The 24,572-nt window shown below is 69.5% G+C and carries 28 protein-coding genes and 1 tRNA gene; 12 read left to right on the plus strand and 17 right to left on the minus strand.

Translation table 11 applies throughout. From position 1 onward, the window contains the following. Window positions 1-156 precede the first annotated feature (156 nt). The 3 genes from ACIHCQ_RS25430 (at window position 157) to ACIHCQ_RS25440 (ending at window position 2,438) form a co-directional block, all read left to right on the plus strand. Window positions 157-678 carry a SigE family RNA polymerase sigma factor gene (locus tag ACIHCQ_RS25430; RefSeq protein ID WP_399666553.1) on the plus strand — a complete coding sequence of 174 codons (522 nt, stop codon included), beginning with the start codon at window positions 157-159 and terminating at the stop codon, window positions 676-678. A 5-nt stretch (window positions 679-683) separates the two neighbouring features. Beyond that, entirely contained in the window at window positions 684-1,394 is a 711-nt protein-coding gene (locus ACIHCQ_RS25435) for a hypothetical protein (protein WP_399666556.1), read from the plus strand. A gap of 192 nt (window positions 1,395-1,586) precedes the next feature. Further along, entirely contained in the window at window positions 1,587-2,438 is an 852-nt protein-coding gene (locus ACIHCQ_RS25440; protein WP_399666559.1) for an excalibur calcium-binding domain-containing protein, read from the plus strand. 88 nt (window positions 2,439-2,526) lie between these two features. On the opposite strand, the gene ACIHCQ_RS25445 is transcribed toward ACIHCQ_RS25440, so the two are convergent. The 5 genes from ACIHCQ_RS25445 to ACIHCQ_RS25465 all read right to left on the minus strand — a co-directional run bounded on the left by ACIHCQ_RS25445 (window position 2,527) and on the right by ACIHCQ_RS25465 (window position 7,373). Continuing rightward, window positions 2,527-3,891 carry a DUF445 domain-containing protein gene (locus ACIHCQ_RS25445; RefSeq protein ID WP_399666561.1) on the minus strand — a complete coding sequence of 455 codons (1,365 nt, stop codon included), beginning with the start codon at window positions 3,889-3,891 and terminating at the stop codon, window positions 2,527-2,529. A gap of 81 nt (window positions 3,892-3,972) precedes the next feature. After that, complete coding sequence (locus tag ACIHCQ_RS25450; protein WP_399666563.1) at window positions 3,973-4,650, minus strand: DUF1707 domain-containing protein; 678 nt, start codon at window positions 4,648-4,650, stop codon at window positions 3,973-3,975. A 22-nt stretch (window positions 4,651-4,672) separates the two neighbouring features. Beyond that, on the minus strand, window positions 4,673-5,695 hold the full coding sequence (locus ACIHCQ_RS25455; protein WP_399666566.1) for an ATP-binding cassette domain-containing protein: 1,023 nt from the start codon (window positions 5,693-5,695) through the stop codon (window positions 4,673-4,675). 15 nt (window positions 5,696-5,710) lie between these two features. Next, entirely contained in the window at window positions 5,711-6,565 is an 855-nt protein-coding gene (locus tag ACIHCQ_RS25460; protein ID WP_399666569.1) for an ABC transporter permease, read from the minus strand. Between the two features lie 7 nt (window positions 6,566-6,572). Further along, entirely contained in the window at window positions 6,573-7,373 is an 801-nt protein-coding gene (locus ACIHCQ_RS25465; RefSeq protein WP_399666572.1) for an ABC transporter permease, read from the minus strand. A gap of 87 nt (window positions 7,374-7,460) precedes the next feature. Here ACIHCQ_RS25465 and ACIHCQ_RS25470 point away from each other — a divergent pair, with 87 nt between their 5' ends. Then, window positions 7,461-9,767, plus strand: coding sequence for a transglycosylase domain-containing protein (locus ACIHCQ_RS25470; RefSeq protein ID WP_399666574.1), 2,307 nt, complete (start codon window positions 7,461-7,463; stop codon window positions 9,765-9,767). A 30-nt stretch (window positions 9,768-9,797) separates the two neighbouring features. Here ACIHCQ_RS25470 and ACIHCQ_RS25475 read toward each other — a convergent pair whose 3' ends face one another. Next, window positions 9,798-10,100, minus strand: coding sequence for a GroES family chaperonin (locus ACIHCQ_RS25475; protein ID WP_399666894.1), 303 nt, complete (start codon window positions 10,098-10,100; stop codon window positions 9,798-9,800). A 135-nt stretch (window positions 10,101-10,235) separates the two neighbouring features. After that, the gene (locus ACIHCQ_RS25480) at window positions 10,236-10,556 is read right to left on the minus strand and encodes a DUF3618 domain-containing protein (RefSeq protein WP_399666577.1); all 321 of its coding nucleotides are present in this window, start codon (window positions 10,554-10,556) and stop codon (window positions 10,236-10,238) included. 153 nt (window positions 10,557-10,709) lie between these two features. Between ACIHCQ_RS25480 and bcp the strand changes: the two genes are divergently transcribed. Together bcp and ACIHCQ_RS25490 are read left to right on the plus strand one after the other, a co-directional pair. Then, complete coding sequence (gene bcp, locus ACIHCQ_RS25485; RefSeq protein ID WP_399666580.1) at window positions 10,710-11,180, plus strand: thioredoxin-dependent thiol peroxidase; 471 nt, start codon at window positions 10,710-10,712, stop codon at window positions 11,178-11,180. 131 nt (window positions 11,181-11,311) lie between these two features. Beyond that, window positions 11,312-12,811, plus strand: coding sequence for an MFS transporter (locus tag ACIHCQ_RS25490; RefSeq protein WP_399666583.1), 1,500 nt, complete (start codon window positions 11,312-11,314; stop codon window positions 12,809-12,811). A 471-nt stretch (window positions 12,812-13,282) separates the two neighbouring features. Here the strand turns inward: ACIHCQ_RS25490 and ACIHCQ_RS25495 are convergent, their stop codons facing one another. Beyond that, on the minus strand, window positions 13,283-13,753 hold the full coding sequence (locus tag ACIHCQ_RS25495) for a type II toxin-antitoxin system PemK/MazF family toxin (RefSeq protein ID WP_399666586.1): 471 nt from the start codon (window positions 13,751-13,753) through the stop codon (window positions 13,283-13,285). 180 nt (window positions 13,754-13,933) lie between these two features. Between ACIHCQ_RS25495 and ACIHCQ_RS25500 the strand changes: the two genes are divergently transcribed. Next, complete coding sequence (locus tag ACIHCQ_RS25500) at window positions 13,934-14,686, plus strand: MBL fold metallo-hydrolase (protein ID WP_399666589.1); 753 nt, start codon at window positions 13,934-13,936, stop codon at window positions 14,684-14,686. 64 nt (window positions 14,687-14,750) lie between these two features. Here ACIHCQ_RS25500 and ACIHCQ_RS25505 read toward each other — a convergent pair whose 3' ends face one another. Both ACIHCQ_RS25505 and ACIHCQ_RS25510 read right to left on the minus strand, forming a co-directional pair. After that, a complete protein-coding gene (locus tag ACIHCQ_RS25505) occupies window positions 14,751-16,016 on the minus strand; it encodes a PTS transporter subunit EIIC (RefSeq protein WP_399666592.1) in 1,266 nt (421 codons plus the stop codon). A gap of 193 nt (window positions 16,017-16,209) precedes the next feature. Next, complete coding sequence (locus ACIHCQ_RS25510; protein WP_399666595.1) at window positions 16,210-17,508, minus strand: PTS transporter subunit EIIC; 1,299 nt, start codon at window positions 17,506-17,508, stop codon at window positions 16,210-16,212. Between the two features lie 115 nt (window positions 17,509-17,623). Here ACIHCQ_RS25510 and ACIHCQ_RS25515 point away from each other — a divergent pair, with 115 nt between their 5' ends. The 4 genes from ACIHCQ_RS25515 (at window position 17,624) to rdgB (ending at window position 19,822) form a co-directional block, all read left to right on the plus strand. After that, entirely contained in the window at window positions 17,624-17,917 is a 294-nt protein-coding gene (locus ACIHCQ_RS25515; RefSeq protein ID WP_399666598.1) for a glucose PTS transporter subunit EIIB, read from the plus strand. 66 nt (window positions 17,918-17,983) lie between these two features. After that, a complete protein-coding gene (rph, locus tag ACIHCQ_RS25520; protein ID WP_399666601.1) occupies window positions 17,984-18,721 on the plus strand; it encodes a ribonuclease PH in 738 nt (245 codons plus the stop codon). Window positions 18,722-18,813: 92 nt separating this feature from the next. Continuing rightward, window positions 18,814-19,200 (plus strand): hypothetical protein, encoded by a 387-nt coding sequence (locus tag ACIHCQ_RS25525; RefSeq protein WP_399666604.1) that lies wholly within the window; start codon window positions 18,814-18,816, stop codon window positions 19,198-19,200. Window positions 19,201-19,219: 19 nt separating this feature from the next. Continuing rightward, window positions 19,220-19,822 (plus strand): RdgB/HAM1 family non-canonical purine NTP pyrophosphatase, encoded by a 603-nt coding sequence (gene rdgB, locus ACIHCQ_RS25530; protein WP_399666607.1) that lies wholly within the window; start codon window positions 19,220-19,222, stop codon window positions 19,820-19,822. A 50-nt stretch (window positions 19,823-19,872) separates the two neighbouring features. Here rdgB and ACIHCQ_RS25535 read toward each other — a convergent pair. The 7 genes from ACIHCQ_RS25535 to clpS form a co-directional block, all read right to left on the minus strand. Then, window positions 19,873-19,956: transfer RNA gene (locus tag ACIHCQ_RS25535), tRNA-Leu, on the minus strand. 134 nt (window positions 19,957-20,090) lie between these two features. Next, window positions 20,091-21,041: a PLP-dependent cysteine synthase family protein gene (locus ACIHCQ_RS25540; protein ID WP_399666611.1), complete on the minus strand. Its 951-nt coding sequence runs from the start codon at window positions 21,039-21,041 to the stop codon at window positions 20,091-20,093. After that, window positions 21,041-21,319 (minus strand): MoaD/ThiS family protein, encoded by a 279-nt coding sequence (locus tag ACIHCQ_RS25545; protein ID WP_399666614.1) that lies wholly within the window; start codon window positions 21,317-21,319, stop codon window positions 21,041-21,043. The genes ACIHCQ_RS25540 and ACIHCQ_RS25545 overlap by 1 nt, the downstream gene beginning before the upstream one ends. Window positions 21,320-21,436: 117 nt before the next feature. After that, on the minus strand, window positions 21,437-21,553 hold the full coding sequence (locus ACIHCQ_RS25550; protein WP_399666617.1) for a putative leader peptide: 117 nt from the start codon (window positions 21,551-21,553) through the stop codon (window positions 21,437-21,439). A gap of 100 nt (window positions 21,554-21,653) precedes the next feature. After that, the gene (locus ACIHCQ_RS25555) at window positions 21,654-22,076 is read right to left on the minus strand and encodes a Mov34/MPN/PAD-1 family protein (RefSeq protein ID WP_399666620.1); all 423 of its coding nucleotides are present in this window, start codon (window positions 22,074-22,076) and stop codon (window positions 21,654-21,656) included. Between the two features lie 92 nt (window positions 22,077-22,168). Next, complete coding sequence (locus tag ACIHCQ_RS25560; protein ID WP_399666623.1) at window positions 22,169-22,771, minus strand: DUF2017 domain-containing protein; 603 nt, start codon at window positions 22,769-22,771, stop codon at window positions 22,169-22,171. Next, window positions 22,771-23,085 carry an ATP-dependent Clp protease adapter ClpS gene (gene clpS / locus ACIHCQ_RS25565; RefSeq protein ID WP_399666626.1) on the minus strand — a complete coding sequence of 105 codons (315 nt, stop codon included), beginning with the start codon at window positions 23,083-23,085 and terminating at the stop codon, window positions 22,771-22,773. The genes ACIHCQ_RS25560 and clpS overlap by 1 nt, the downstream gene beginning before the upstream one ends. Window positions 23,086-23,168: 83 nt before the next feature. Between clpS and ACIHCQ_RS25570 the strand changes: the two genes are divergently transcribed. Then, window positions 23,169-24,497 carry a nicotinate phosphoribosyltransferase gene (locus ACIHCQ_RS25570; protein ID WP_399666628.1) on the plus strand — a complete coding sequence of 443 codons (1,329 nt, stop codon included), beginning with the start codon at window positions 23,169-23,171 and terminating at the stop codon, window positions 24,495-24,497. Window positions 24,498-24,572 lie beyond the last annotated feature (75 nt).

Here is a 24,572-nt window from a genome sequence, read left to right on the forward strand (position 1 = left end):
GCGCCTCCCCCGTTTCTCCGCAGGATGGCAGTCCGCCGCGGTTCCGGTCCACAGCGCGGACGCGGCACCGTCCGCCCCGGCTGCCAACCATTTGGGCCTGCCAACGACTGAGAACAGTTGACAGTTGACAGCGTCCGGGAGCACGGAGGAGCAGGGTTGTCGGATCGATCGGGTTTCGATGAGTACGTCGTTCGAAGATCACCGTGGTTGCTGCGGACCGCGTATCTCCTCACGGGTGAGGTGGCGGGGGCAGAGGATCTGGTGCAGACGGCACTGGCCAAGGCATGGCCGGTGTGGTCCCGCATCGGTGACGATCCCGATGCCTATGTGCGCACGGTGCTGGTCAACACGCAGCGCAGATGGTGGCGGCGTCGCTGGCGGGACGAGGTGCCCGCCGACGAGTTGCCGGACGGCAGCGTCCGGCAGGTGGATGCCATGGCCGCGGTGGACGAGCGGGAGGTCCTGTGGCGGGCGTTGCGGCGGCTGACGCGTGGTCAGCGTGCCGTCCTCGTCCTGCGCTATTTCGAGGATCTCACCGAGGCCGAGACCGCCCGTGTCCTGGGCTGCTCGGTCGGCAGCGTGAAGAGCCAGAACAGCAAGGCCCTCGCCCGGCTCCGCCTCGACGCCTCGGTGTCGCCGGCGGCCCGGATGAGCCCCAGTGGAGCGACAGGGAGTTGACGAAGATGGCAACGATTGAGGATGAGGTCAAGCGGATGTTCGAGGACCGTTCGGCGTTCTTGGAGCAGCCGGTGGAAGCGGAGCAGGTCCATTCCCGCGTACGGCGGACACGGAGGCGTCGCGCCTGGATGGTGGCATCGACGGCGGCCGTTGTGGCAGCCACCACCGCGATCGGGATCTCCACTGCGGGAGAGCCCGGCGCGGACCGGTCGTCGGTCGCCGGGGGCGGCACGGACTCCCCCACCCTGGGGAACCTGGACACCGTCGGCTACGCCATCGAGCGCGGGTCCGACGGCTCGGTCGAGGTCGAGTTCGAGGAGTTCTTCGATTCCCCGGGGCTGATCGCCAAGCTCCGCGGCCTTGGCATCACGGCCCTGCCGCTCACGGAGGGCTGCCCGGCCGTCGACGGGAAGCTCGACCGTGCCGCAGCCGAGCGTGCGGTGGAGGGTGCGGGTCCCCGCATGGAGTGGGCGACCGGCAGTGTCGTGTATGCCCCAGACGGCTCTGCGGTGGGGCTCCCCCCCAGGGAGAGGCGGAAAACCGTCGCCTTCCGACTGTGGCCCGAGCGAATGGAGGACGGTTACACCCTCGTCGTCGCGGCCATGTCCACCGCCCCCACCCACGGAGACTGGGGCGGCGGGGGGTTTGTGAAGGTCACCGGCCTTCACCTCAACCCCGGGGCGGAGACCCCCACTTGCCTGCCCATCTCCCAGTAGGGCCGTCCGTCCGCCTTAGCCGTACGGGCGTTGACGTACACGATCTACGCACATGTTCATCACAATCGGAGGACGTTCCGCCATTTGGTGGCGCGCGATCTTCACTCCGGAGCATGCTCGCCCCCTCAGTCCGGATCCATCGGATCCAACCGCCTTGGGGGGCACATGCCAGAAAGAGGCAGTACGCGCGGTATGCGGGGTACGCACCGTACGCACGGGAGCACCACGCTGGCGGCGGCAGCCTGCGCCGCGGTATTAACTCTCGGGCTCGCGGGGTGCGGGAGCAGTAGCGAGGACGGGGGCAGCGGCGAGGATGCGACACCCCTCGCCGCTGCGTCCACTCCCGCACCGCCCACGCCGACACCCACGCCCACCCCGTCCGCCGAACCGGCTCTCGCGCTCGTCGACGACGAGGAGAGCGCCGACGCGGGCAAAAAGCTTGTGGTGAAGGTGCTCGACAACGACACCGTCACGCTCGCCGACGGCGCGTCACAGAAGGTGGAAGCCGCTCTGGCCGCCGGTCGGTTCACGCTCGCCGTGGACACCGCGCCGGAACACGGCACCGCGAAGCTCGACGGGTCCACCCTCGTCTATACGTCCAGCCCGGGGTACGGGGGCGAGGACCAGTTCACCTACCGCGTGGACGTGGCCGGGCAGCAGCTGACCGGGACCGCTGTCGTACGGATCACCGTGGCCGCGCCCCCGCCCCCGCCCGCGCCGAAGCCGAAGCCCACCCCCGCCAAGCCCAAGGTCTCGTACGGGAACTGCACCGCCGTACGAGCCGCCGGCGCCGCCCCGATTCGCTCCGGGCAGCCCGGCTACGGGCCCCACCTCGACCGCGACGGGGACGGCATCGGCTGCGAGTCCTCCAGCGGTGGCAGTGGCGGCAGTGGCGGCAGCAGCACTTCAGGCGGCGGGGGCGGGTCCACCTACTACAAGAACTGCACCGCCGTACGAGCCGCCGGCGCCGATCCCATCCGCTCCGGGGAACCCGGCTACGGACGCCACCTCGACCGCGACGGCGATGGCGTCGGCTGCGAGTAGCAGGCGCTGAACTGAACGGGTCCCGCCTCCCGTACGTACTTCACGGCACCCCCTCAGGGCTGGGCGCGCGACCGTACGGCACAACCGGTCACGCGCCCAGCCCATGCGCCACCGTGTAGATCAACAGCCCCGCCAGCGCGCCCACCACCGTGCCGTTGATCCGGATGAACTGCAGGTCCCTGCCGATGTGCGCCTCGATCTTCCGCGAGGTGTGCTCCGCGTCCCAGCTCGCGACCGTGTCCGAGATCAGCGAGGTGATCTCGGCGCGGTACGTCGTGACGACGTACACCGCCGCGCCCTCCAGCCAGCCCTCCACCTTCGTCTGCAGCCTGCTGTCCGTCGCCAGTCGGCTGCCCAGCGACAGCAGCGAGGCGCGCGCCCGCAGCCGCAGTTCGCTGCGGTCGTCCTCCGCCGCCGAAATGATCATGGTGCGTACGGAGCCCCAGGCCGAGGCGATCACGTCCTGTACCTCCGAACGCGCGAGCAGCTCCGACTTCATGCGCTCCACCCGGTCCCGGGTGTCCGTGTCCGACTGGAGGTCGGACGCGAAGTCCGTCAGGAAACGGTCGATCGCGCCGCGCGCCGGGTGGCCGGGCATGTCCCGCATCTCCGTGACGAAGCGCAGCAGCTCCCGGTAGACGCGCTCGCCGACCTTCCGGTCCACGAAGCGCGGCGTCCAGCCCGGCGCGCCGCCTTCGACCGCGTCCATCACCGAGTCCGAGTGCAGGACCAGCCAGTCGTGGGCGCTGGCGCAGATCAGGTCGACCGCCCGGTGGTGGGCGCCGTCGCCGACGACCTTCTCCAGGGTCTTGCCGATGCCGGGGGCGATCTCCGCGCTGTTCGCCCGGCGCGTTATGGCCTCGCCGACGACCGCCTGTACGTCGGAGTCGCGCAGCACCGTCAGCGCGCCGCGCAGCGCGGTGGACAGCTCGGCGGTCACACGGTCGGCGTGGGCGGGTTCCGCGAGCCACGCGCCGAGTCGGCCGCCGATGGACAGGGCGTGCAGCCGGGTGCGTACGACCTCGCCGGAGAGGAAGTTCTCCCCGACGAACGAGCCGAGCGTGGTGCCGAGCTGGTCCTTCTTGTTCGGGATGATCGCGGTGTGCGGGATGGGCAGCCCGAGCGGGTAGCGGAACAGCGCCGTGACCGCGAACCAGTCGGCCAGCGCGCCGACCATGCCCGCCTCAGCCGCGGCGGCGACATAGCCGGTCCAGGCGCCCGCGCCGGAGTGCTCCGCCCAGGTGGCGAGTACGAAGACGAGCGCGACGAACAGGAGCGCGCCGGTCGCCGTCCGCTTCATCATGCGCACGCCGCGCATCTTCGCGGCGTCGGCCTCGGTGTACGTGATGGAGGGGAGCGGCGAGCGTGGCGGGGACGGCGCCCCCTTGGCCCCAGCGGGCCGGGTGCCGTCCGTCCGTTCCGGTTCTGTACGTTCCGGTTCTGTACGTTCCATCGCTCCACCCGTCCGCGCGTGCTGTACGCACTGTCCCTACCTCACGTACTCCCGGGACGCACATCCAGTTCCCGACGCGGCTCAGCCCAGCTCCTTGCGCTCGTCCCGCCCGTCCCGCCCGTCCTTCTCCAGCTTCGCGCGCTCCGCCTTGAGCCGCAGCTTCTCCGCCTTGCTGCGCTTGCGCTCCACGCCCACGCCGCCCATGAGCGCGAAGCCGGAGATGATCACCCGCGGCGCCGACGGATCCGGGTCGCTCTCGCCGTCGCTCTGCTCGCCGAAGCCGCCCATCAGGCCGATGCCTCTCACCTCGACGTTCAGCTCGGGCGGCACGACGACATGGATGCCGCCCATGAGCACGAAGCAGCGTATCTCGGTCACCCGGTCCTCGAAGCGCGCCTCGCGCAGGTCGACCTCGCCGCCGCCCATCAGCGTGAACGCCGTGAACCTGCGGCCCACCGTCCAGGTGCCCTTCCGCCCGAAGCCTCCCCAGAAGGCGAACCCTCCCCGCGACGTGGCGGGGCCGCCGACGCGCTGCGCCCAGCCGCCGGACCGGGTCGTGGCCGCTGTGCTTCCCGTCACCGGCAGGTCCCTGACCAGCGGCTCCAAGTCACCGTGCGTACGTGCCGTGTAGGCCGCGTCCAGGCGCTGTTCGAACTCGTCCATGTCGAGCCGCCCCTCCGCCACCGCGTCACGCAGTCGCTCGGCCACCCGTTCGCGCTCGGAGTCGGAAGCACGCATCTCAGGGAGTTCGCTCGTCATACCGTCAGACTAGTCAAAGCAGTCACAGCACGGCCTCTTCCGGTCGGTCCGGCCCGTCCGGCTCGTCCGGCTCGTCCGGCCGCTCGGACCTCTCTGCGTACATCTTCGCGATCACCGCCTCGATATCCGGCTCCCGCACCGACAGATCCACCAGCGGATACTCCGCCGCCAGCGCCGCCACCAGTGGCGCCGCCGACTCCGACGCCGGGAACGCCAGCCACTGCCGGGGCCCCTCCACCTTCACCGTACGGACCGTATGAACCGGATCCAGCACCACCGGCGGCAGCTCCCGCTCGAAGTCCACCACCAGCGTCCGCTCGCTCTCCCCCACCTCGTGCAGACCGGCCAGCGGCCCGTCGTACATCAGCCGCCCGTGGTCGATGACCATCACCCGCTTGCACAGCTGCTCGATGTCGGTCAGATCGTGCGTCGTCAGCAGCACCGTCGTCCCCCGCTCGGCGTTCAGTTCCCGCAGGAAGTCGCGGACCTTCGCCTTCGAGATCACATCCAGCCCGATCGTCGGCTCGTCGAGATACAGCACCTCGGGATCGTGCAGCAGCGCCGCCGCGATGTCCCCGCGCATCCGCTGCCCGAGCGAGAGCTGCCGCACCGGCACATCCAACAGTTCCGCCAGGTCGAGGAGTTCGACACACCGGTCCAGGTTCTCCCGGAACCGCTTGTCCGGGATCCGGTACATCCGGTGCACCAGCCGGTACGAGTCCTTCAGCGGCAGGTCCCACCACAGCGTCGTACGCTGCCCGAAGACCACCCCGATCCGCTGCGCCAGCCTCGTACGCTCCCGGGACGGATCGATGCCCGCGACCCGCAGCCGCCCGCCGCTCGGGGTCAGGATCCCCGTCAGCATCTTGATGGTCGTGGACTTCCCCGCGCCGTTCGGGCCGATATAGCCGACCATCTCGCCGCGCGGCACGCGGAAGCTGATCCCGTCGACCGCCCTCACCTGCTGCTTCTCGCGCCGCAGGCGGCCGACTTTACGGCGTACGTCGAAGACCTTCTCGACGCCGTCCAGCTCGATGAAATCCATGCCGTCCAAAACCCCTCAGCTCCCTGTGGACCGGTACGAACGAAGGCCCGCCCGCCAGGCAAGACCGGCCAGAGCGCAGCACACCCCCGCCACCACCGGCGGCAGGAAGGCCAGCCACTGCGGCAGCTCCAGCGGATACGGCCGCCCCAGCACGTACAGCGCGGGCAGCCAGTTGACGAAGGCCAGCGGCACCACGAACGTCACCCCGCGCACCAGGTCCTTCGCGAAGATCGTCGGCGGGTACTGGAGCAGCGTGTTCCCGCCGTACGTGAAGGAGTTCTGCACCTCCGACGCGTCCTGCGCCACGAACTGGAACGCCGCCCCGGCCACGAACATCGCCGAGAAGATCACCGCCCCGCTGACCACCATCATCGGCAGCATCAGCACCCGCAGCGGCGTCCAGTCGATGTCCACGACCGTCAGCGCGTACGCCAGGACCAGCAGGCCCTGTGTGACCCGGCCCAGGCGGCGCAGCGCGAACCGGTCCGCCGCCACCTGCGCGAGCACCGGCACCGGCCGCACCAGCAGCGTGTCCAGCGTGCCGTCCCGTACGCGCCGCCCCAGCCGGTCCATCGACCCCATGACGAGATCGGCGAGGCCGAAAGCCGTGCCCGCCGCCCCGTAGAGGAAGGCGATCTCGCCGAGCGAGTAGCCGCCGAGCGCGTCCACGTGCGAGAACATCAGCAGGATCGCGACGAAGTCGAAGCCGGTCGCCGCGAAGTTCCCGAACGCCGTCATGACGAAGGACGCGCGGTACGCCATCGTGGAGCGGATCCACATCGCCGCGATCAGGACGTACGCCCGCAGGCCGTTCGACAGCGCCGTCACCCGCTCAGTCGTCTGCCGCTCAGTCGTCTGCTGCTCAGTCATCTGCTGCTCAGCCACCCTGCACCACCACCCTGCGCGTCGCCGCCCGCTGCAACGCCCGACCCGCCGCCAGTAGCGCCAGCGCCCAGCCGCCCTGGAAGGCGTACGCCTCCACCAGCCCCCACCCCGTGCGCTTGCCCAGCAGCACATCGGCCGGGACCTGCAGCATCGAGGACCAGGGCAGCGCCCGCGCCACCTCGCCCAGCGCCCCCGGAAAGAGCGTCAGCGGCAGCAGCATCCCCGAGAAGAACATCCCCGCCAGCCAGCTGATCTGCGCCACCCCGGCCCCGTCCATCGTCCAGAACGCGGACAGCGCGACCAGGAACCGGACCGCGAAGCTCACCGTGACCCCCAGCGCCACGGACACCAGGAAGGCGATCCAGGTCAGCGGCGACAGCGGCAGCGCCAGATCGAAGGCCAGCGCGCCCAGCACCATCGGCACGACGCCCCGCCCCAGAAGATGGAAGGCCGCCCGCCCCAAGTCGCCCGCCATCCACCACAGTTGCAGGTCAACGGGCCGGTACAGGTCGATCACGATGTCGCCGGTACGGATCCGCTCCATCAGCTCGTCCTCGAAACCGCCGCCCATCATGGCGCAGGTCATCAGCAGCGCCTGGCCCAGCCACACATAGGTGAGCGCCTGGGACAGGTCGTACCCACCCAGCTGCGGACGCTCGTCCCACAGCGCTATATAGGTGTACGCCATGATGAAACCGAAGACGGTGTTGGTGAACATGCCCGCCGCCGTCGCCATCCGGTACGTCGCATAGCGCCGGAACCCACCCGCCGCGACGACCGCGTAAAGCCGCACTTCGACCCCCTCCGCCTCCAGGCACCAAAGCGCCCGACCCTAGCCCAATCCGGGGTTGGTCGCACCCAAAAGGGCACTATGGGAGATATGAGCGACGAGCCAGAGGGACGGCGCTGGGCGCCCAGGGACGCGAGCCAGGACGTCACCATTGACGCGGCCGTCGGCGGACCTGCGCCCCTTCCCGGGGAGCAGAGCGGAAAGCCCCGCCGGCGCACGGGCTGGCGTCGCGCGCTCCCCACCTGGCGGATGACGCTCTCCGCGCTTCTCCTCGTCGTGGCGCTGCTGACCGGCGGCTTCCTGCTCGGCTATCTGCTCGTGGACATCCCGCCCGCCAATGCCGCGGCCACCGCCCAGTCCAATGTCTACCTCTACAAGGACGGCACCCAGATCGCGCGCGACGGCGAGGTCAACCGCGAGAACGTCAAGCTGGAGCAGATCCCTCTGACGGTGCAGCAGGCCGTACTGGCCGCGGAGGACCGGGACTTCCACTCCGAGCGTGCCGTCGACCCCCAGGCGATGGTCCGCGCCGCGTGGAACACCCTGACCGGCAAGGGCAGGCAGTCCGGCTCCACGATCACCCAGCAGTACGTCAAGAATTACTACCTGGGCCAGGAACAGACCGTCACCCGGAAAGTGAAGGAGTTCTTCATCGCGGTGAAACTGGACCGCGAGGAGAGCAAGAACGAAATCCTGGAGGGCTACCTCAACACCAGTTACTTCGGGCGCAACGCGTACGGCATCCAGGCCGCCGCCCACGCGTACTACGGGACGGACATCGGCGAGCTCGGCACCGCGCAGGGCGCCTACCTCGCGGCCCTCCTCAACGCCCCGAGCACGTACGACGTCACCACTCACCCCGAGAACAGGGAGCGCGCGCTCGACCGCTGGAACTACGTACTCGACGGCATGGTCAAGGAGAAGTGGCTCAGCGCCGCGGACCGCGCCGCCATGAAGTTCCCCACGCCGCATACGGCACGGCCCGCGAGCGGCCTGTCCGGCCAGGGCGGCTATGTCGTCCAGGCCGTCGAGGACTACCTCACCAACAACCGGATCATCGACGAGAACACGCTGGCCGCCGGCGGCTACCGGATCACCACCACCCTGGAGCGCGCGAAGCAGGACGCCTTCGCCGAGGCGGTCCAGGACCAGGTGCTGAACCGGCTCGACCAGGACCGCGCGGCAGACCGCAACGTCCGCGTCGGCGGGGCGTCCATCGACCCGGCCACCGGCAAGGTCGTCGCCATGTACGGCGGCGTCGACTACACCAAGCAGTACGTCAACAACGCCACCCGCCGCGACTACCAAGTCGGCTCCACCTTCAAGCCGTTCGTCTTCACCGCCGCCGTCGAGAACCGGTCCACCACCCAGGACGGCCGGATCATCACCCCCAACACCGTTTACGACGGCTCCAACAAGCGTCCGGTCGAGGGCTGGAGCGGAGGGCACTACGCCCCCGCGAACGAGGACGACGTCTCGTACGGGCCCATCACTGTCCGTACCGCCACCGACGAGTCCGTCAACGCGGTCTACGCGCAGATGGCGGTGGACGTCTCCCCCGCCAAGGTCGAGCGGACCGCGATCGATCTCGGCATCCCGGAGGACACGCCGGACCTGACCGCGTCACCCTCCATCGCGCTGGGCCCGGCGACCGCCGGTGTCCTCGACCTGACGGAGGCGTACGCGACGCTCGCGAACCACGGCAGGCACGGTACGTACACGCTGGTCGAGCAGGTCAGAAAGGACGGCGAGAACCTGCCGCTGCCGAAGGCGGCGGCCAGGCAGGCGGTCAGCAGGGAGGCCGCCGACACGACCACCTCCATCCTGCGGAGCGTGGTCGACGGCGGCACCGGCACCGCGGCGCAGTCGGCGGGCCGCCCGGCGGCGGGCAAGACGGGCACGGCGGAGGAGGACAAGGCCGCCTGGTTCGCGGGCTACACCCCGGACCTGGCGACGGTGGTCGCGGTGATGGGCCAGGACCCGGTCACCGGGACGCAGAAACCGCTGTACGGGGCGTTGGGGCTGGACCGGATCAACGGGGGCGGGGTGCCGGCGGAGATCTGGGGCCAGTTCACGGCAGCGGCGCTGGAGGGCTCCGAGGTCCGGGACTTCGAGCTGGAGCTGCAGGAGGGGGCGGCGGACGTGGAGCCTCCGCCGGAGGAGGGGACGGATCAGCCGGAGGAGCCGAGCGCCACGGACACCCGGGACCCGGCCGGCGGGGGTACGGGCGACGGGGGCCCGAGCGGCACTCCCGGTCCCGGTCCCACTTTCAGCCCCAACCCGTCACCCACGCCCTCGCTCCCGCCCACACCGACGCCCTCACCCTCGTACACGCCCCTGCCCACGCCGACGCTCACGGCGTCACCGTTCGAGGGGGTCATGCGAAAGGGCTGGTAACACCCGCCACCAGCCCTGTGTTCGCACTTCCTACAGATACAGGCCGGTCGTGTCCTCGGACCCCTCGAACCGGTCCGCGGCGACCGCGTGCAGATCGCGCTCCCGCATCAGCAGATACGCCACCCCGCGCACCTCGACCTCGGCGCGGTCCTCGGGGTCGTACAGCACCCGGTCCCCCGCCGCCACGGTCCGCACGCTCTGCCCGACCGCGACGACCTCGGCCCAGGCGAGCCGGCGGCCCACCGCCGCGGTCGCGGGGATGACGATGCCGCCGCTGGAACGCCGCTCGCCCTCGGGGATGTCGGTCCGTACCAGTACGCGGTCGTGGAGCATCCGGATGGGCAACTTGTCATGATGGTTCTTCTCGCTCACACGTCGAACCTACCTGCCGTGGAGCGTTCCGTAAGGCGGATGGCCGGGCGGTGCGGGGCGGTACCGGTCTGTGCCGGTCGAAGCCCAGCCGCGGCATCACGCCCGGCGTCGCCTCGCGGACATCGCGAGCAGACCCACCAGACCCACGGTCACCAGCGCCACCGGAACCAGCCGCTCCAGCCGGGGTGCCCCGTCCTCCGCCACGAACTGCGCCCTGACCTGCGTGATCGTACGGTTCACCGTCACATACGCGCGGCCCGCGGTCTGGTCCACGGTTGAGGCGAGCTTCGCCTTCGCGTCGCCGACGATCGTCTTCGGGTGCACGCGCGCCCCGATCTCGTCGAGCGTCTCGGCAAGCTGTCCGCGCCTGCGGACGATGTCCGCCTCGATCTGCGCAGGGGTCCTGGCATCCGACACCGCGCTGCCTCCGTGGTCGTGTCCGGTAATCCTTGGTGGACAGTCTGTCACTCGGCCTGGGCCGCCACCCCGCGGCACCCCTATTACGCTCGACGGCGTACCCCGTCACCCATCCGCGTCACGCATCCGTACCGCGTCCTTCCGAGGAGAACCATGAGCGAGCGACTCCAGCCCGGCGACACCGCCCCCGCCTTCACCCTGCCCGACGCGGACGGAAACGAGGTCTCGCTCGCGCAGCACAAGGGCCGCAAGGTCATCGTCTACTTCTACCCGGCGGCCCTGACGCCCGGCTGCACCAAGCAGGCGTGCGACTTCACCGACAATCTGGAGCTGCTGGCGGGCGCGGGATACGAGGTGATCGGGGTATCCCCGGACAAGCCGGAGAAACTGGCGAAGTTCCGCGACAAGGAGAGCCTGAAGGTCACGCTGGTCGGCGACCCGTCGAAAGAGACGCTGGAGGCGTACGGCGCGTTCGGCGAGAAGAAGCTGTACGGCAAGACGGTGACGGGCGTCATCCGCTCCACGGTCGTGGTCGACGAGGACGGCAAGGTGGAGCGCGCGCTCTACAACGTGAAGGCGACCGGCCATGTCGCCAAGATCATCAAGGATCTGGGCATCATCTGATGAAGCTACGACCTTGACCTTCGGTGACGGGAGCCCCGCCTTGAGCGGGGCTTCGGTTTATGACCGCTTTGACGGTGTAGATGTTCCCTTTGGAGACGAGTTGTCCGTGTCCAGGGAAAGGAAAATCGGTCATGGCGGCCACCGAGCCCGAAGGGCCGGTCGATCCGGCAGCAGTCAGGCGTCATCCCCGGCTCTTCCGCACCATCAAGCAGCGGAAGAACCCCCGACTGCGGCGCAGCGACATCACCGTGACCGACGAAGCGGCGGTCAAGCGGGCCGTGAAGGCGGCCTCGCTCGGCAACGCCATGGAGTGGTTCGACTTCGGCATCTACAGCTATCTGGCCGTCACCCTCGGGCATGTCTTCTTCCCGTCCGGGAACAGCACCGTTCAGCTGCTCTCCTCCTTCGCGACCTTCGCCGTGGCCTTTCTCGTACGGCCGCTCGGCGGCCTGTTCTTCGGACCGCTGGGCGACAAGATCGGCCGTAAGCAGGTCCTCGCGCTCACGATGATCATGATGGCGATCGGCACCGGCGCGATCGGCCTGATCCCCTCGTACGCGTCGATCGGCTTCTGGGCCCCGGTGCTGCTGATCGTCTTCCGCCTGGTGCAGGGCTTCTCCACGGGCGGCGAGTACGGCGGCGCCTCCACGTTCATCGCCGAGTACGCGCCCGACAAGCGGCGCGGCTTCTTCGGCAGCTTCCTGGAACTGGGCACCCTGGCCGGGTACATCGGCGCGTCCGGCCTGGTCACCGGGCTCACGGCGTTGCTCGGCTCGGACACCATGGAGGCCTGGGGCTGGCGCGTCCCGTTCCTGGTCGCCGCCCCACTGGGCCTGATCGGCCTCTATCTGCGGCTCAAGCTCGACGAGACCCCGGCCTTCCAGAAACTGGAGGCGGAGAACGCCGCCCGCGTCTCGGAGGTGGCGGACACGGTGGAGACCACCACCAAGGAAGAGCTCATCGACATCTTCCGTGTCTACTGGCCGACGCTGATCCTGTGCATCGCTCTGGTCGGCGCGTACAACGTCGCGAACTACATGCTGCTGTCGTACATGCCGACGTACCTCACGGACGAGATGGGCTACGACGACACCCACGGCCTGCTGCTCCTGCTGGGCACGATGGCGGTCCTGATGCTGGTCATCAACCAGGTGGGCCGCCTCAACGACCGCTACGGCCGCAAACCGCTGCTGATGACGGGCATGGCCGGCTTCTTCGTCCTGTCGGCCCCGGCGTTCCTGCTGGTCAAGCAGGGCAGCCTGGTCGCGGTGAGCACGGGCATGCTGCTGCTCGGCCTCTGCCTGGTGTGCCTGTTGGGCACGATGTCGGCGGCGCTCCCGGCGCTGTTCCCCACGCAGGTGCGGTACGGGTCGCTGTCGGTGGGCTACAACCTGTCGGCGTCGCTGTTCGGCGGCACGACACCGCTGGTGATCACGGGCCTGATCAGCGTCACCGGGACGGACATGATGCCGGCGTTCTACACGATGGCGGCGGCGCTGATCGGCATGGTGGCGGTGGCGTGCATGAAGGAGACGGCCCAGCAGCCGCTGGCGGGCTCGCCCCCGTCGGTGGGTACGAAGGAGGAGGCGGCGGAACTGGTCCTGGCGCAGGCGCCGGAACCAAAGTTCTGAGGCCACGGGAAAGGGTCCGCCTCGGGCCCGGGCTCCGCACTCACGCGCGCTCCCGCCCCCGGGGGCTGGTGCGCCAAGGCGGCGCGCAGGCCCGCCGCTCGCGCTTCGCGCGTTGCGCCCTCTCTTCACCTGAGACGCCTGCGGCCTCGGGCCCTGGTCCGCTCCGGCGCTCCGCACTCGCCCGGTCGGCCGTTCTCATGGCCCGCCCTTCGCACCGCGAAGCCCACGCCACGGGTCGGTCGTTCTGGGTTCCTGCGCCTTCCGCCCGCCCGCGGCGCCCTCCGCGTTCCACGCCGCGATGCCGGCGCCCCCTTCGCCATGACGGGGCCCGGCCTCGGGCCCGGCGCTCCGCGCTCACGCGGGCCCTTGCCGGGTCGGGCGGGCTCGTTGCTCGCGCTTCGAAGCGGGCGCCTCAGGGTGTGGGGCGTCAGCCCCACACCCCACCTCGCCCGGGGGCGACACGCGTACCCCCTACGCCGCCAAGTGCCGGACCCGGTCCCACACCGTCCCGTCCACCACACCCACCCGGCGTCTGAACTCCCCCACCCCCACATCCCGCAGCTCATCCGTCTCCAGGAAGCTCCGCCGTCCCCGCGCGTCGCCCACCGTCCCCGGGGGCAGGGCGAGTACCCCCGGGCGCTCCTCGTGGTGCCTGCTGGTGATCTTGGCGACCAGCGCCGTACCTCCCCGTACCGACAGCACCAGGCACGGCCTGTCCTTCGACCCCGGCCCGTCCTCGTACGGCACAACCGCCCACCAGATTTCACCCGGCCGCGGTCGCCCCTTCTTCCCGCGACCAGGACCGACCGGGCCCGCCGCCCGGCCCGGGGGACGTACCCGGCCGCCCGGGCGGCGGGGGCTCCGGCCCCACCCGTCCGCCACCGTGGCGATCAGTGCGAGCACCACCACCGCCGGTACCGCCAGCCACCACGTCGTATCCATACCCCAGACCGTACCGGCGCGCCGCCGCTCCACGCGCGCACTCCCTCCGAACCGGTGACAGCGCAGGTGAGTTCCCCCACAACGGCCTGCCACCTAGGGGCGACCAGCCCTTTTGCGCCTTACGCTCGACAGACCGCACGCCCCTCCCCAGCCCTCCTCGTCAACGGAGGTTCCAGCTCCATGAAGCTCACCGTCGTCGGCTGCTCGGGGTCGTTTCCGTCCGCGGAATCGGCTTGTTCGAGCTACCTCGTAGAGGCCGACGGCTTCCGGCTGCTCCTCGACATGGGCAACGGGGCCCTTGGCGAGCTGCAGCGCCACGTCGGTCTCTACGACCTCGACGCCATCTTCCTCAGCCATCTCCACGCTGACCACTGCATCGACATGTGCGGGTACTTCGTCGCCCGCTACTACCGCCACGACGGAGGCCGCTGTGCCCCCCTGCCCGTCTACGGCCCCGAAGGCACCGAGCAGCGCCTGACCACCGCCTACGCGGACACCCCTTCACCCTCCGCCATGCGCGAGGTGTTCGACTTCCACACCCTCAAGTCCGGCAGTTTCCACATAGGCCCGTTCTCCGTCCGTACGGAGAAGGTGAGCCACCCGGTCGAGGCGTACGGCATCCGCCTGGAGCACGGCGGCAAGGTGCTCACGTACTCCGGCGACACCGGCGTCTGCGAGAGCCTGCACGAACTCGCCGACGGCGCCGACCTCTTCCTGTGCGAGGCGTCCTTCACGCACGGCAAGGAGGACGTCCCGGACCTCCATCTGAACGGCCGTGAGGCAGGCGCCCACGCGCGGCGCGCGAACGCCCGCAAGCTCGTGCTGACGCACATCCCGCCGTGGACGGACGCCCAGCAGAACCTCGCCGACGCCCGCGCGGTCTACGACGGCCCGACCGAGCTCGCCGCCCCCGGCGCGGTCTACGACATCTAGAAGAAGCCTCTGCCCTCTCCGTGGCTACGGAGAGGGCAGAGGCTTCAGTCGTTGAGCAGAAGGCCTACTTCGCCTCCGCCTTCTGGAGCTCCGCGAGCTCCTCGTCCGACTCACGCCCCGGAGTCGGCAGATTGAACTTCGTGATCGCGAACCGGAAGATCACGTAGTAGACCGCGGCGAAGCAGAGGCCCACCAGCGCCAGCCCCCACGGGTTCGACGCGATCCCCAGGTTCAGGAAGAAGTCCACCGCGCCCGCCGAGAAGCCGAAGCCGTCCTTCATCCCCAGCGCCCACGTCAGCGCCATCGAGACACCGGTCAGCAGCGCGTGGACCGCGTACAGCGCCGGCGCGATGAACATGAACGTGAACTCGATCGGCTCGGTCACGCCCGTGACGAACGAGGTGAGCGCGAGCGAGAACATCATGCCGCCGACGACCTTGCGGCGCTCCGGGCGGGCACAGTGCACGATCGCGAGGCACGCCGCCGGAAGGGCGAACATCATGATCGGGAAGAAGCCGGTCATGAACTGCCCGGCGCTCGGGTCACCCGCCAGGAAGCGGTTGATGTCGCCGCTCTTGCCCTCGAACGTACCGGCCTGGAACCACGGGAAGGAGTTCAGCAGGTGGTGCATGCCGATCGGGATCAGCGCGCGGTTGAAGACACCGAAGATGCCCGCGCCGACCGCGCCGGAGCCGACCAGCCACTCACCGAAGTTGTGCAGACCCGCGCCGAGCACCGGCCAGATCAGACCGAAGAGGATGCCGACCAGCAGACCCGCGAAGGAGGAGAGGATCGGGACCAGACGGCGGCCACCGAAGAAGCCCGCCCAGTCGGGCAGCTTGGTCCGGTAGAACTTCTGGTACAGCAGGGCGACGACTATGCCCATCACCACACCGCCGAGGACCTTCGCGTCCACCGGCGCCTCGGTCATGACGATCTTGCCGTCGATGACCTTGGCGACCTTGTCCAGGTTCGGGTCGGTGAAGGTGGCCAGTACGCCCTTGAAGACCAGGTAACCGGCAACCGCCGCGAGCGCGGTCGAGCCGTCCGACTTCTTCGCGAAGCCGATCGCGATGCCTACGGCGAACAGCAGCGGCATGTTCGCGAGAATCGCGTCGCCGCCCGCGGCCATGAAGCTCGCGAGCTTGGTGACGAACTCCGGGAACGACTCCCTGCCGAGCATGTCGGGCTGACCGAAACGGACCAGCAGCGCGGCGGCGGGCAGCACCGCGACCGGCAGCATGAGGCTGCGGCCGATGCGCTGCATGACAGCCATCGCGCCCGCGCCCTTCTTCTTCGCCGCCGCGGGGGCGGCGCTAGCCGTGGACATCAACTACCTCCATTGGGCAAGGCACCGCCAGGGACAGGGCAAACTGAGGGAGGGCGGCGTCTCAGGGGGACGCGGCGACGGCCGCGTGGTCTACACCACTCAGTGGTGTAGACCAGTTGTAGCACGGTGAGGGTGAGATAAGGAACCCTGGATTTCTGAGGCCTGGACCACTGGAGCAAAGGCGGTCGCGGGACTACTTGATGTTGTCCCGCCGCAGCTCCGCCTCGATCTCCTCCGGCTCCCGCCCCGGCGTCGGGATATCGAACTTCGTGATCGCGAACCGGAAGATCACGTAGTACACCGCCGCGAACGCGAGACCGATCGGAATGATCAGCCAAGGTCTCGTCGCCAGGCTCCAGTTGATGACGTAGTCGATCAGGCCCGCCGAGAAGCTGAAGCCGTCCTTGACGCCCAGCGCCCAGCTCACCGCCATCGACACACCGGTCAGCACCGCGTGGATCGCGTACAGCAGGGGGGCGACGAAGAGGAACGAGTACTCGATCGGCTCGGTGATCCCGGTGACAAAAGACGTCAGGGCGACCGACAGCATCAGCCCGCCGACCTCCTTGCGGCGGTGCGGCTTGGCGCAGTGCGTGATCGCCAGCGCCGCCGCGGGCAGCGCGAACATCATGATCGGGAAGAACCCGGTGGTGAACTGGCCCGCGTCCGGGTCGCCCGCCAGGAAGCGCGAGATGTCGCCGTGGACCACCGCGCCGTCCGGCTCGGTGTAGCTGCCGAACTGGAACCACACCGGCACATTGAGGAACTGGTGCAGGCCGATGACCAGCAGCGCCCGGTTCGCGACGCCGAAGATCCCGGCGCCCCACGCGCCCAGGCCCACCAGCCAGTCACTGAAGCTCTCCAGCGCGTCGCCGATCGGCGGCCAGATCCACAGGCACAGCGCCGCGAAGGCGATCGCGACGAAGGACATGATGATCGGGACGAGCCTGCGGCCGTTGAAGAAGCCGAGCCAGTCCACCAGTCTCGTACGGTGGTACCGCCGCCAGAAGTAGGCCGCCAGCAGGCCCATGACGATGCCGCCGAAGACCCCCGGATTCTGATACGTGAACGCCGTGACCGTCCCGTCGGGCGCCCGGCAGCCCACGGCGACGATGGACTCACCCCCGCCCTCGCAGTCCTTGGGGAACTGGCGCAGCACGTTGTAGTAGACAAGGAACCCCGCGACGGCGGCGAGCGCCGTGGAACCGTCGGCCTTCTTCGCCATGCCGATCGCCACACCGACGCAGAACAGCAGCGGCAGCCCGATATTGGGGTCCAGCAGCGCGCCGCCCGCGCCCGCCATCACCTTGGCGACGCTGTCCCAGCCCAGGCCGTCGCTGCCGAAGACATCTTTCTGGCCGAGCCGGTTGAGGATGCCTGCCGCCGGGAGGACGGCGATCGGCAGCTGCAGGCTCCGGCCCATCCGCTGAAACCCCTGGAACGTGCCGGACCACCACTTGCGGCGCGGTTGGGCAGCGCTCTCGGAGCTCATCGGCGTCCTCCCGGAACTCGCCTGGCTTGGCAGCTGTCGCAGACTGGTGTAGACCAGTTGCGATACGGTCCGTTGCCGTCATCATTCGGTATGAGACGGTTGGTCGCCCGCGAAGTTGGGCCAACCGTGCAGCGCTCAGCGTTCAGCGCGCTCTTGGAAAAGCAGGGAGAGAGACATGGCCAGCAAGGCTGAGAAGATCGTCGCCGGGCTCGGTGGAATCGACAACATCGAGGAGATCGAAGGCTGCATCACCCGCCTCCGTACCGAAGTGGTCGACCCGGGCAAGGTTGACGAAGTCGCCCTCAAGGCCGCGGGTGCCCACGGCGTCGTCAAGATGGGCAACGCGATCCAGGTCGTCATCGGCACCGACGCCGACCCCATCGCCGCGGACATCGAAGACATGATGTAAGCCGCCGGCCGCAGGGTCCCGTTCCGCCGGGAACGGGGCCTCACGCGTAGCCGCTAGGCTCCAAGCATGTCTCGTATCGACGGCCGCACCCCCGAACAGCTCCGTCCGGTCACCATCGAACGCGGATGGAGTAAGCACGCCGAGGGCTCCGTCCTCATCTCCTTCGGTGACACCAAGGTGTTCTGCACCGCCTCCTTCTCCGAAGGCGTCCCGCGCTGGCGCAAGGGCAGCGGCGAGGGCTGGGTGACCTCCGAGTACTCGATGCTGCCCCGCTCCACCAACACCCGTGGCGATCGCGAATCCGTACGCGGCAAGATCGGCGGACGCACCCACGAGATCAGCCGCCTCATCGGCCGGTCTCTGCGCGCGGTCATCGACTACAAGGCGCTCGGCGAGAACACCATCGTCCTGGACTGTGACGTACTCCAGGCGGACGGCGGCACCCGTACCGCCGCGATCACCGGGGCGTACGTCGCGCTCGCCGACGCCGTGGCCTGGGCCCAGGCCAAGAAGCTCGTCAAGGCCGGCCGTAAGCCCCTGACCGGCACCGTCGCCGCGGTCAGCGTCGGCATCGTGGACGGCATGCCCCTCCTCGACCTCTGCTACGAGGAGGACGTACGCGCCGAGACCGACATGAACGTCGTCTGCACCGGCGACGGCCGCTTCGTCGAGGTCCAGGGCACCGCCGAGGCCGAGCCCTTCGACCGCAAGGAGCTCAACGCGCTCCTCGACCTCGCCACCGGCGGCTGCGCCGACCTCGCCGCGCTCCAGCGCGAAGCCCTCCAGGGCGAGCTGCTCAAGTAAAGAAGCAACCAAGAGCGCCACAGGGGCGTCGTTACTTTTACGGGCGTACGGGCCAAACCGTGCGCCCGTCCGTTTCCGGGGAGGACAGCTTCATGCTCGCGCGCCGCCGCATCGCACTCACGCTCGCCACCGCAGCTCTGCTCGTTCCCGCCGCGGTCGGCTGCAGCGCCCTCGACAAGGCACTCGACTGCGTCGAGACCGCCGACTCGATCGCCACCAGCGTCGACAAGCTCCAGCAGGCGATCTCCAGCGCCGCCGACGACCCGACACAGGCCCGGGAAGCCCTCGACGAGATCGACAAGGAACTGACGGGCCTCGGCGACAAGACCGACGACGCCGACCTGAGCAAGGCGGTCGACTCCCTCAACGCCGGCGTCGACAACGTCCGCAAGTCGATCGAGAACGGCGACGCCACGCCGGACATCACGCCCGTCACCGACGCCGCCGGAGAGATCGGCAAGGTCTGCACCCCGGGATAGCCACCGGATAATCGAGGGCATGACCCGTCTGATCCTCGCCACCCGCAACGCCGGGAAAATCACCGAACTCAAGGCCATCCTCGCCGACGCGGCCCTCCCGCACGACCTCGTCGGCGCGGACGCCTACCCCGACATCCCCGACGTCAAGGAAACAGGCGTCACCTTCGCCGAGAACGCGCTGCTCAAGGCCCACACCCTGGCCCGCGCCACCGGCCTCCCGGCCATCGCCGACGACTCCGGCCTCTGCGTCGACGTCCTCGGCGGCGCACCCGGCATCTTCTCCGCCAGGTGGTCGGGCCGCCACGGCGACGACCGGGCCAACCTGGACCTGCTCCTGGCCCAGCTCGCGGACATCTCCGACGAGCACAGGGGCGCCCACTTCGCCTGCGCGGCGGCCCTGGCCCTCCCCGACGGCACCGAGCGGGTGGTCGAGGGCCGACTCCTGGGCACCCTGCGCCACACCCCGTCGGGCACGGGCGGCTTCGGCTACGACCCGATCCTCCAGCCGGAGGGCGAGACGCGTACGTGCGCGGAGCTGACGGCGGCGGAGAAGAACGCGATCAGCCACCGAGGCAAGGCATTCCGCGCACTGGTCCCGGTCCTGCGGGAGCTCCTGGGCTGAGCCGCACACGCCGAGGGGCCGTCCACAGGTGGTGGACGGCCCCTCAGCAGTGCGGCCGGTGGGATTCGAACCCACACGGGATTTCTCCCACTGCGACCTAAACGCAGCTCGGCTGCCAGTTACGACACGGCCGCAAGCCGCCAGTCATGTTACCGGGCCGGCGGATGTGGTGGGGTCGCTATGGCGGAGGGTGTGGGGCGTCTGCCCCACACCTCACAAGGCCCCACACCTCACCAGTACGAGCAACCGGCGCAGCCGGACAGGAACGTTACGCCCAGAGCTGGCCCTGAAGCGTCTCGATTGCCGCCTCCGTCGTCGGGGCCGTGTAGACCCCCGTCGACAAGTACTTCCAGCCGCCGTCCGCCACCACGAAGACGATGTCCGCCGGCTCGCCCGCCGCCACCGCCTTCCTGCCGACGCCGATCGCCGCGTGCAGCGCCGCCCCCGTCGAGACGCCCGCGAAAATTCCCTCCTGCTGGAGCAGTTCCCGCGTCCGCGTCACCGCGTCCGCCGAGCCCACCGAGAAGCGGGTCGTCAGCACCGACGCGTCGTACAGCTCCGGGACGAAGCCCTCGTCAAGGTTGCGCAGGCCGTAGACCAGGTCGTCATAGCGAGGTTCCGCCGCCACAATGCGGATGCCCGGGACGTGTTCCCGCAGGTAGCGGCCGACGCCCATCAGCGTGCCCGTCGTGCCCAGGCCCGCCACGAAGTGGGTGATGGACGGGAGGTCGGCGAGGATCTCCGGGCCCGTCGTGGCGTAGTGCGCGCCCGCGTTGTCCGGGTTGCCGTACTGGTAGAGCATCACCCACTCGGGGTGCTCGGCGGCCAGCCCCTTGGCCACCCGTACCGCCGTGTTCGAGCCGCCCGCCGCCGGGCTGTCGATGATCTCCGCGCCCCACATCGCGAGGAGCTGACGACGCTCCTGGCTGGTGTTCTCCGGCATCACGCACACGATGCGGTAGCCCTTGAGCTTCGCCGCCATCGCCAGCGAGATGCCGGTGTTGCCGCTCGTCGGCTCCAGGATCGTGCAGCCCGGCGTCAGGCGGCCGTCCTTCTCCGCCTGCTCGATCATGTGCAGGGCCGGGCGGTCCTTGATCGAGCCGGTCGGGTTGCGGTCCTCCAGCTTGGCCCAGATCCGGACGGTGTCCGAGGGCGACAGTCGCGGCAGGCGGACCAGCGGAGTATTGCCCACCGCCGCCAGCGGGGAGTCGTAACGCATCAGCGCATGCCACCCGCGACGGCAGGGAGGATCGTGATGCTGTCGCCGTCGGCGAGCTTGGTGGAGATGCCCTCCAGGAAACGGACGTCCTCGTCGTTCAGGTAGACGTTCACGAAGCGGCGCAGCTGGCCGCCGTCGACAATGCGCTCCTGGATGCCGTTGTGGCGGGACTCGAGGTCGTCGAGGAGCTCGGCGAGGGTGTCTCCGCTGCCCTCGACGGCCTTGGCGCCGCCGGTGTAGGTACGGAGGATGGTCGGGATGCGGACCTCGATGGCCATGGCATGGGCTCCTGTCGGAAGGCTTGCGGAAGTGACACAGGGGGCGCGCGGCTCTGGCCCCCGCGCGGGGGGTCGTACTGGTGAGTGCGCTCGGGCCGTCGGGCCGTCAGACCATGGTCAGAACGCGGCGCGGACCGTACACATCGCGCTGGCGAGGCGGCACAGGTCGACGTGCAGCCGCGCTACGAGCAGCACAGTGCTCGGCGTCTTCTCGCTCACGTCTTGGGGAACCATGCGGTCATCGTATCGATTCCCTGTCCGGGTCCCGGAAGGGCATCTCGCATCCCGGACGGAACCTGCTCAGAATGCGGGCACAGCGGTTGGCACACCGTCCTCAGTACGCCTCAACGACCTTGATTTCCTCCTCCGTGATCTTCCCCTCCACTATCCGGAACGAGCGGAACTGGAACAGTCCCGCGCCGTCCGTGTCCGCCGTCGACACCAGTACGTAGTGCGCGCCGGGCTCGTTCGCGTACGAGATGTCCGTACGGGACGGGTACGCCTCCGTCGCCGTGTGCGAGTGGTAGATGATCACCGGCTCTTCGTCGCGGTCATCCAGCTCCCGGTAGAGCTTCAGCAGATCCGCCGAGTCGAACTCGTAGAACGTCGGTGAGCGCGCGGCGTTCAGCATCGGGATGAAGCGCTCGGGACGGCCGCTGCCCTCCGGGCCCGCGACCACGCCGCAGGCTTCGTCGGGGTGGTCGGCGCGGGCATGCGCGACGATCTGGTCGTAGAGGGCCTGGGTGAGGGTCAGCATGCCGATCAGGATAAGCAGAAGGGCACGTCCGTACCGAGGAGTGGTACGGACAGGCCCGCATGCTGGACTGCGGACGGCGGACGGCGAGCGCGTCAGGGCATCAGCGTCTCGACGAGCGATTCCTGGAGCGCGCCGAGCCACAGATACGCCATCACCATCGGCTTGCGCGGGTCGGAGTCCGGCAGCCGGTAGAGCTCGTCGCTCTCGTCCTCGTCGCTGACGTCGAGCCGGGTGCCGATGGTCAGCCGCAGGTCGTTGAGCGCGCCGAGCCAGTGCAGGCAGTCGTCGGCGGTGAGCTTGAGTACGGCTCCGCCCTCGCCCGACGAGGTCAGCGAGGTCAGCGAATCCAGCGTGCGGACGACGGTGAGCGCGTCCGCGCGTTTGCGCGAGCGCAGGTCCCTCTCGGTGAAGCGCCTGAACTCCGCGGAGGCGGCGCGCAGTTCCTCGTCCTTCGCGTCGGCGTCAGGACCCGCGTACGCCTCCGGGAAGAGCCGGGCCAGCGCGGGGTCCGCGGGCGGCTCGCTCGGCCCCTCGGCGAACAGCGCGGCCAGCGGGTCCTCACCCTCGACCGGCTCGTCGCCGGGTCCGATCAGCTCCAGCAGCTGTACGGCGAGCGAGCGCAGGATCGAGATCTCGACCTCATCGAGCGCGACGGCCGCGCCGCCGCCGGGGACCGGCTCGAAGTGCCCGGCCATCAGTTGCGGTCCTGGGTGAGCGTCGCCCACAGCCCGTAACCGTGCATCGCCTGTACGTCGCGCTCCATCTCCTCGCGACTGCCGCTGGAGACGACGGCGCGCCCCTTGTGATGGACATCCAGCATCAGTTTGTGCGCCTTGTCCTTGGAATAGCCGAAATAGGCCTGGAAGACATAGGTGACGTAGCTCATCAGGTTGACGGGGTCATTGTGGACGAGCGTCACCCAGGGCACATCCGGCTCTGGTACGACGGAGCTCTCCTCCGCTGACTCGGGGCGTTCGATCTCTGTAGGAGCAACACTCACCTCATCCATGCTGCCACCCGGAGGGCCTCATCGCACAAACGGGGGGCCGCACATCTCGTCAGAGTGACGAGATGTGCGGTAGCATTTTCGGCATGAACACTGTGGATCTTGGGCTGCCGGTGCAAGTGCCGTCGACAGCGCTCTTCACCGACCAGTACGAGTTCACGATGCTTCAGGCGGCGCTGAAGGCGGGCACGGCCGACCGCCGTTCCGTCTTCGAGGTCTTCACCCGCCGGCTGCCCGAGGGACGGCGTTACGGCGTCGTGGCCGGCACCGGCCGGGTCCTGGACGCCGTCGAGAACTTCCGCTTCGACCCGGACGTCCTGGGCTTTCTGCGCGAACACAACATCGTCGACGAGCCGACGCTGCACTGGCTCTCCTCGTACCGCTTCAGCGGCGACATCTGGGGCTACCCGGAGGGCGAGGTGTACTTCCCGGGCTCGCCGATCCTGCGGGTCGAAGGCTCCTTCGCCGAGTGCGTGCTGCTGGAGACGGTGATCCTCTCGATCCTCAACCACGACTCGGCGATCGCGGCGGCCGCCTCGCGGATGGCGGCGGCGGCGGGCGGGCGGCGGCTGATCGAGATGGGCGCGCGGCGTACGCACGAGCTGGCCGCGGTGGCGGCGGCGCGCGCCGCGTACGTCGGCGGCTTCAACTCCACGTCGGATCTCGCGGCCGGATTCCGCTACGCCATCCCGACGGTGGGCACCAGCGCGCACGCGTTCACGCTGCTGCACGACAGCGAGCGCGACGCGTTCCGGGCGCAGGTCGACTCACTCGGACGGAGTACGACGCTGCTGGTCGACACCTACGACGTGGCCGAGGCGGTCCGTACGGCCGTGGAGCTGGCGGGTCCGGAGCTCGGAGCGGTACGCATCGACTCCGGGGACCTGCTGCTGGTCGCCCACCGGGTGCGGCAGCAGCTGGACGAGCTGGGCGCGAGGGACACGAAGATCGTGGTGACCTCGGACCTGGACGAGTACGCCATCGCCTCCCTCGCGGCGGCGCCGGTGGACGCGTACGGCGTGGGCACGCAGCTGGTCACCGGCAGCGGCCACCCCACCTGCTCGATGGTCTACAAGCTGGTGGCCCGCGCGCGGTCCGCGGACGCGCAGGCGCCGCTGGAGCCGGTGGCGAAGAAGTCGCTGGGCGGCAAGCTGTCGGTCGGCGGCCGCAAGTGGGCGGCGCGGCGGGTCGACGCGGACGGGGTCGCGGAGGCGGAAGTGCTCGGCGTCGGCGCGGTGCCGTCGGGCCTCGCGGACCGGCAGCTGCTGGTGGAGCTGGTCAAGGGCGGCGAGACGGTCGCGCGGGAGCCGCTGGACGTGGCGCGCGGGCGGCACATCGCGGCGCGGGCGGGGCTGCCGATGTCGGCGGTGCAGCTGTCCAGAGGGGAACCTGTCATTCCGACGGAGTACGTGTGAACGCGGTCTGAAGCCCCCTCCCGCAAGAGAGCCGGAGTCTCTAGGCTCGTGTTAATCCGGTATATCTGCCGCTCG

The organism is Streptomyces sp. NPDC052236, from assembly GCF_044548015.1.
Taxonomy (GTDB): Bacteria; Actinomycetota; Actinomycetes; order Streptomycetales; family Streptomycetaceae; genus Streptomyces.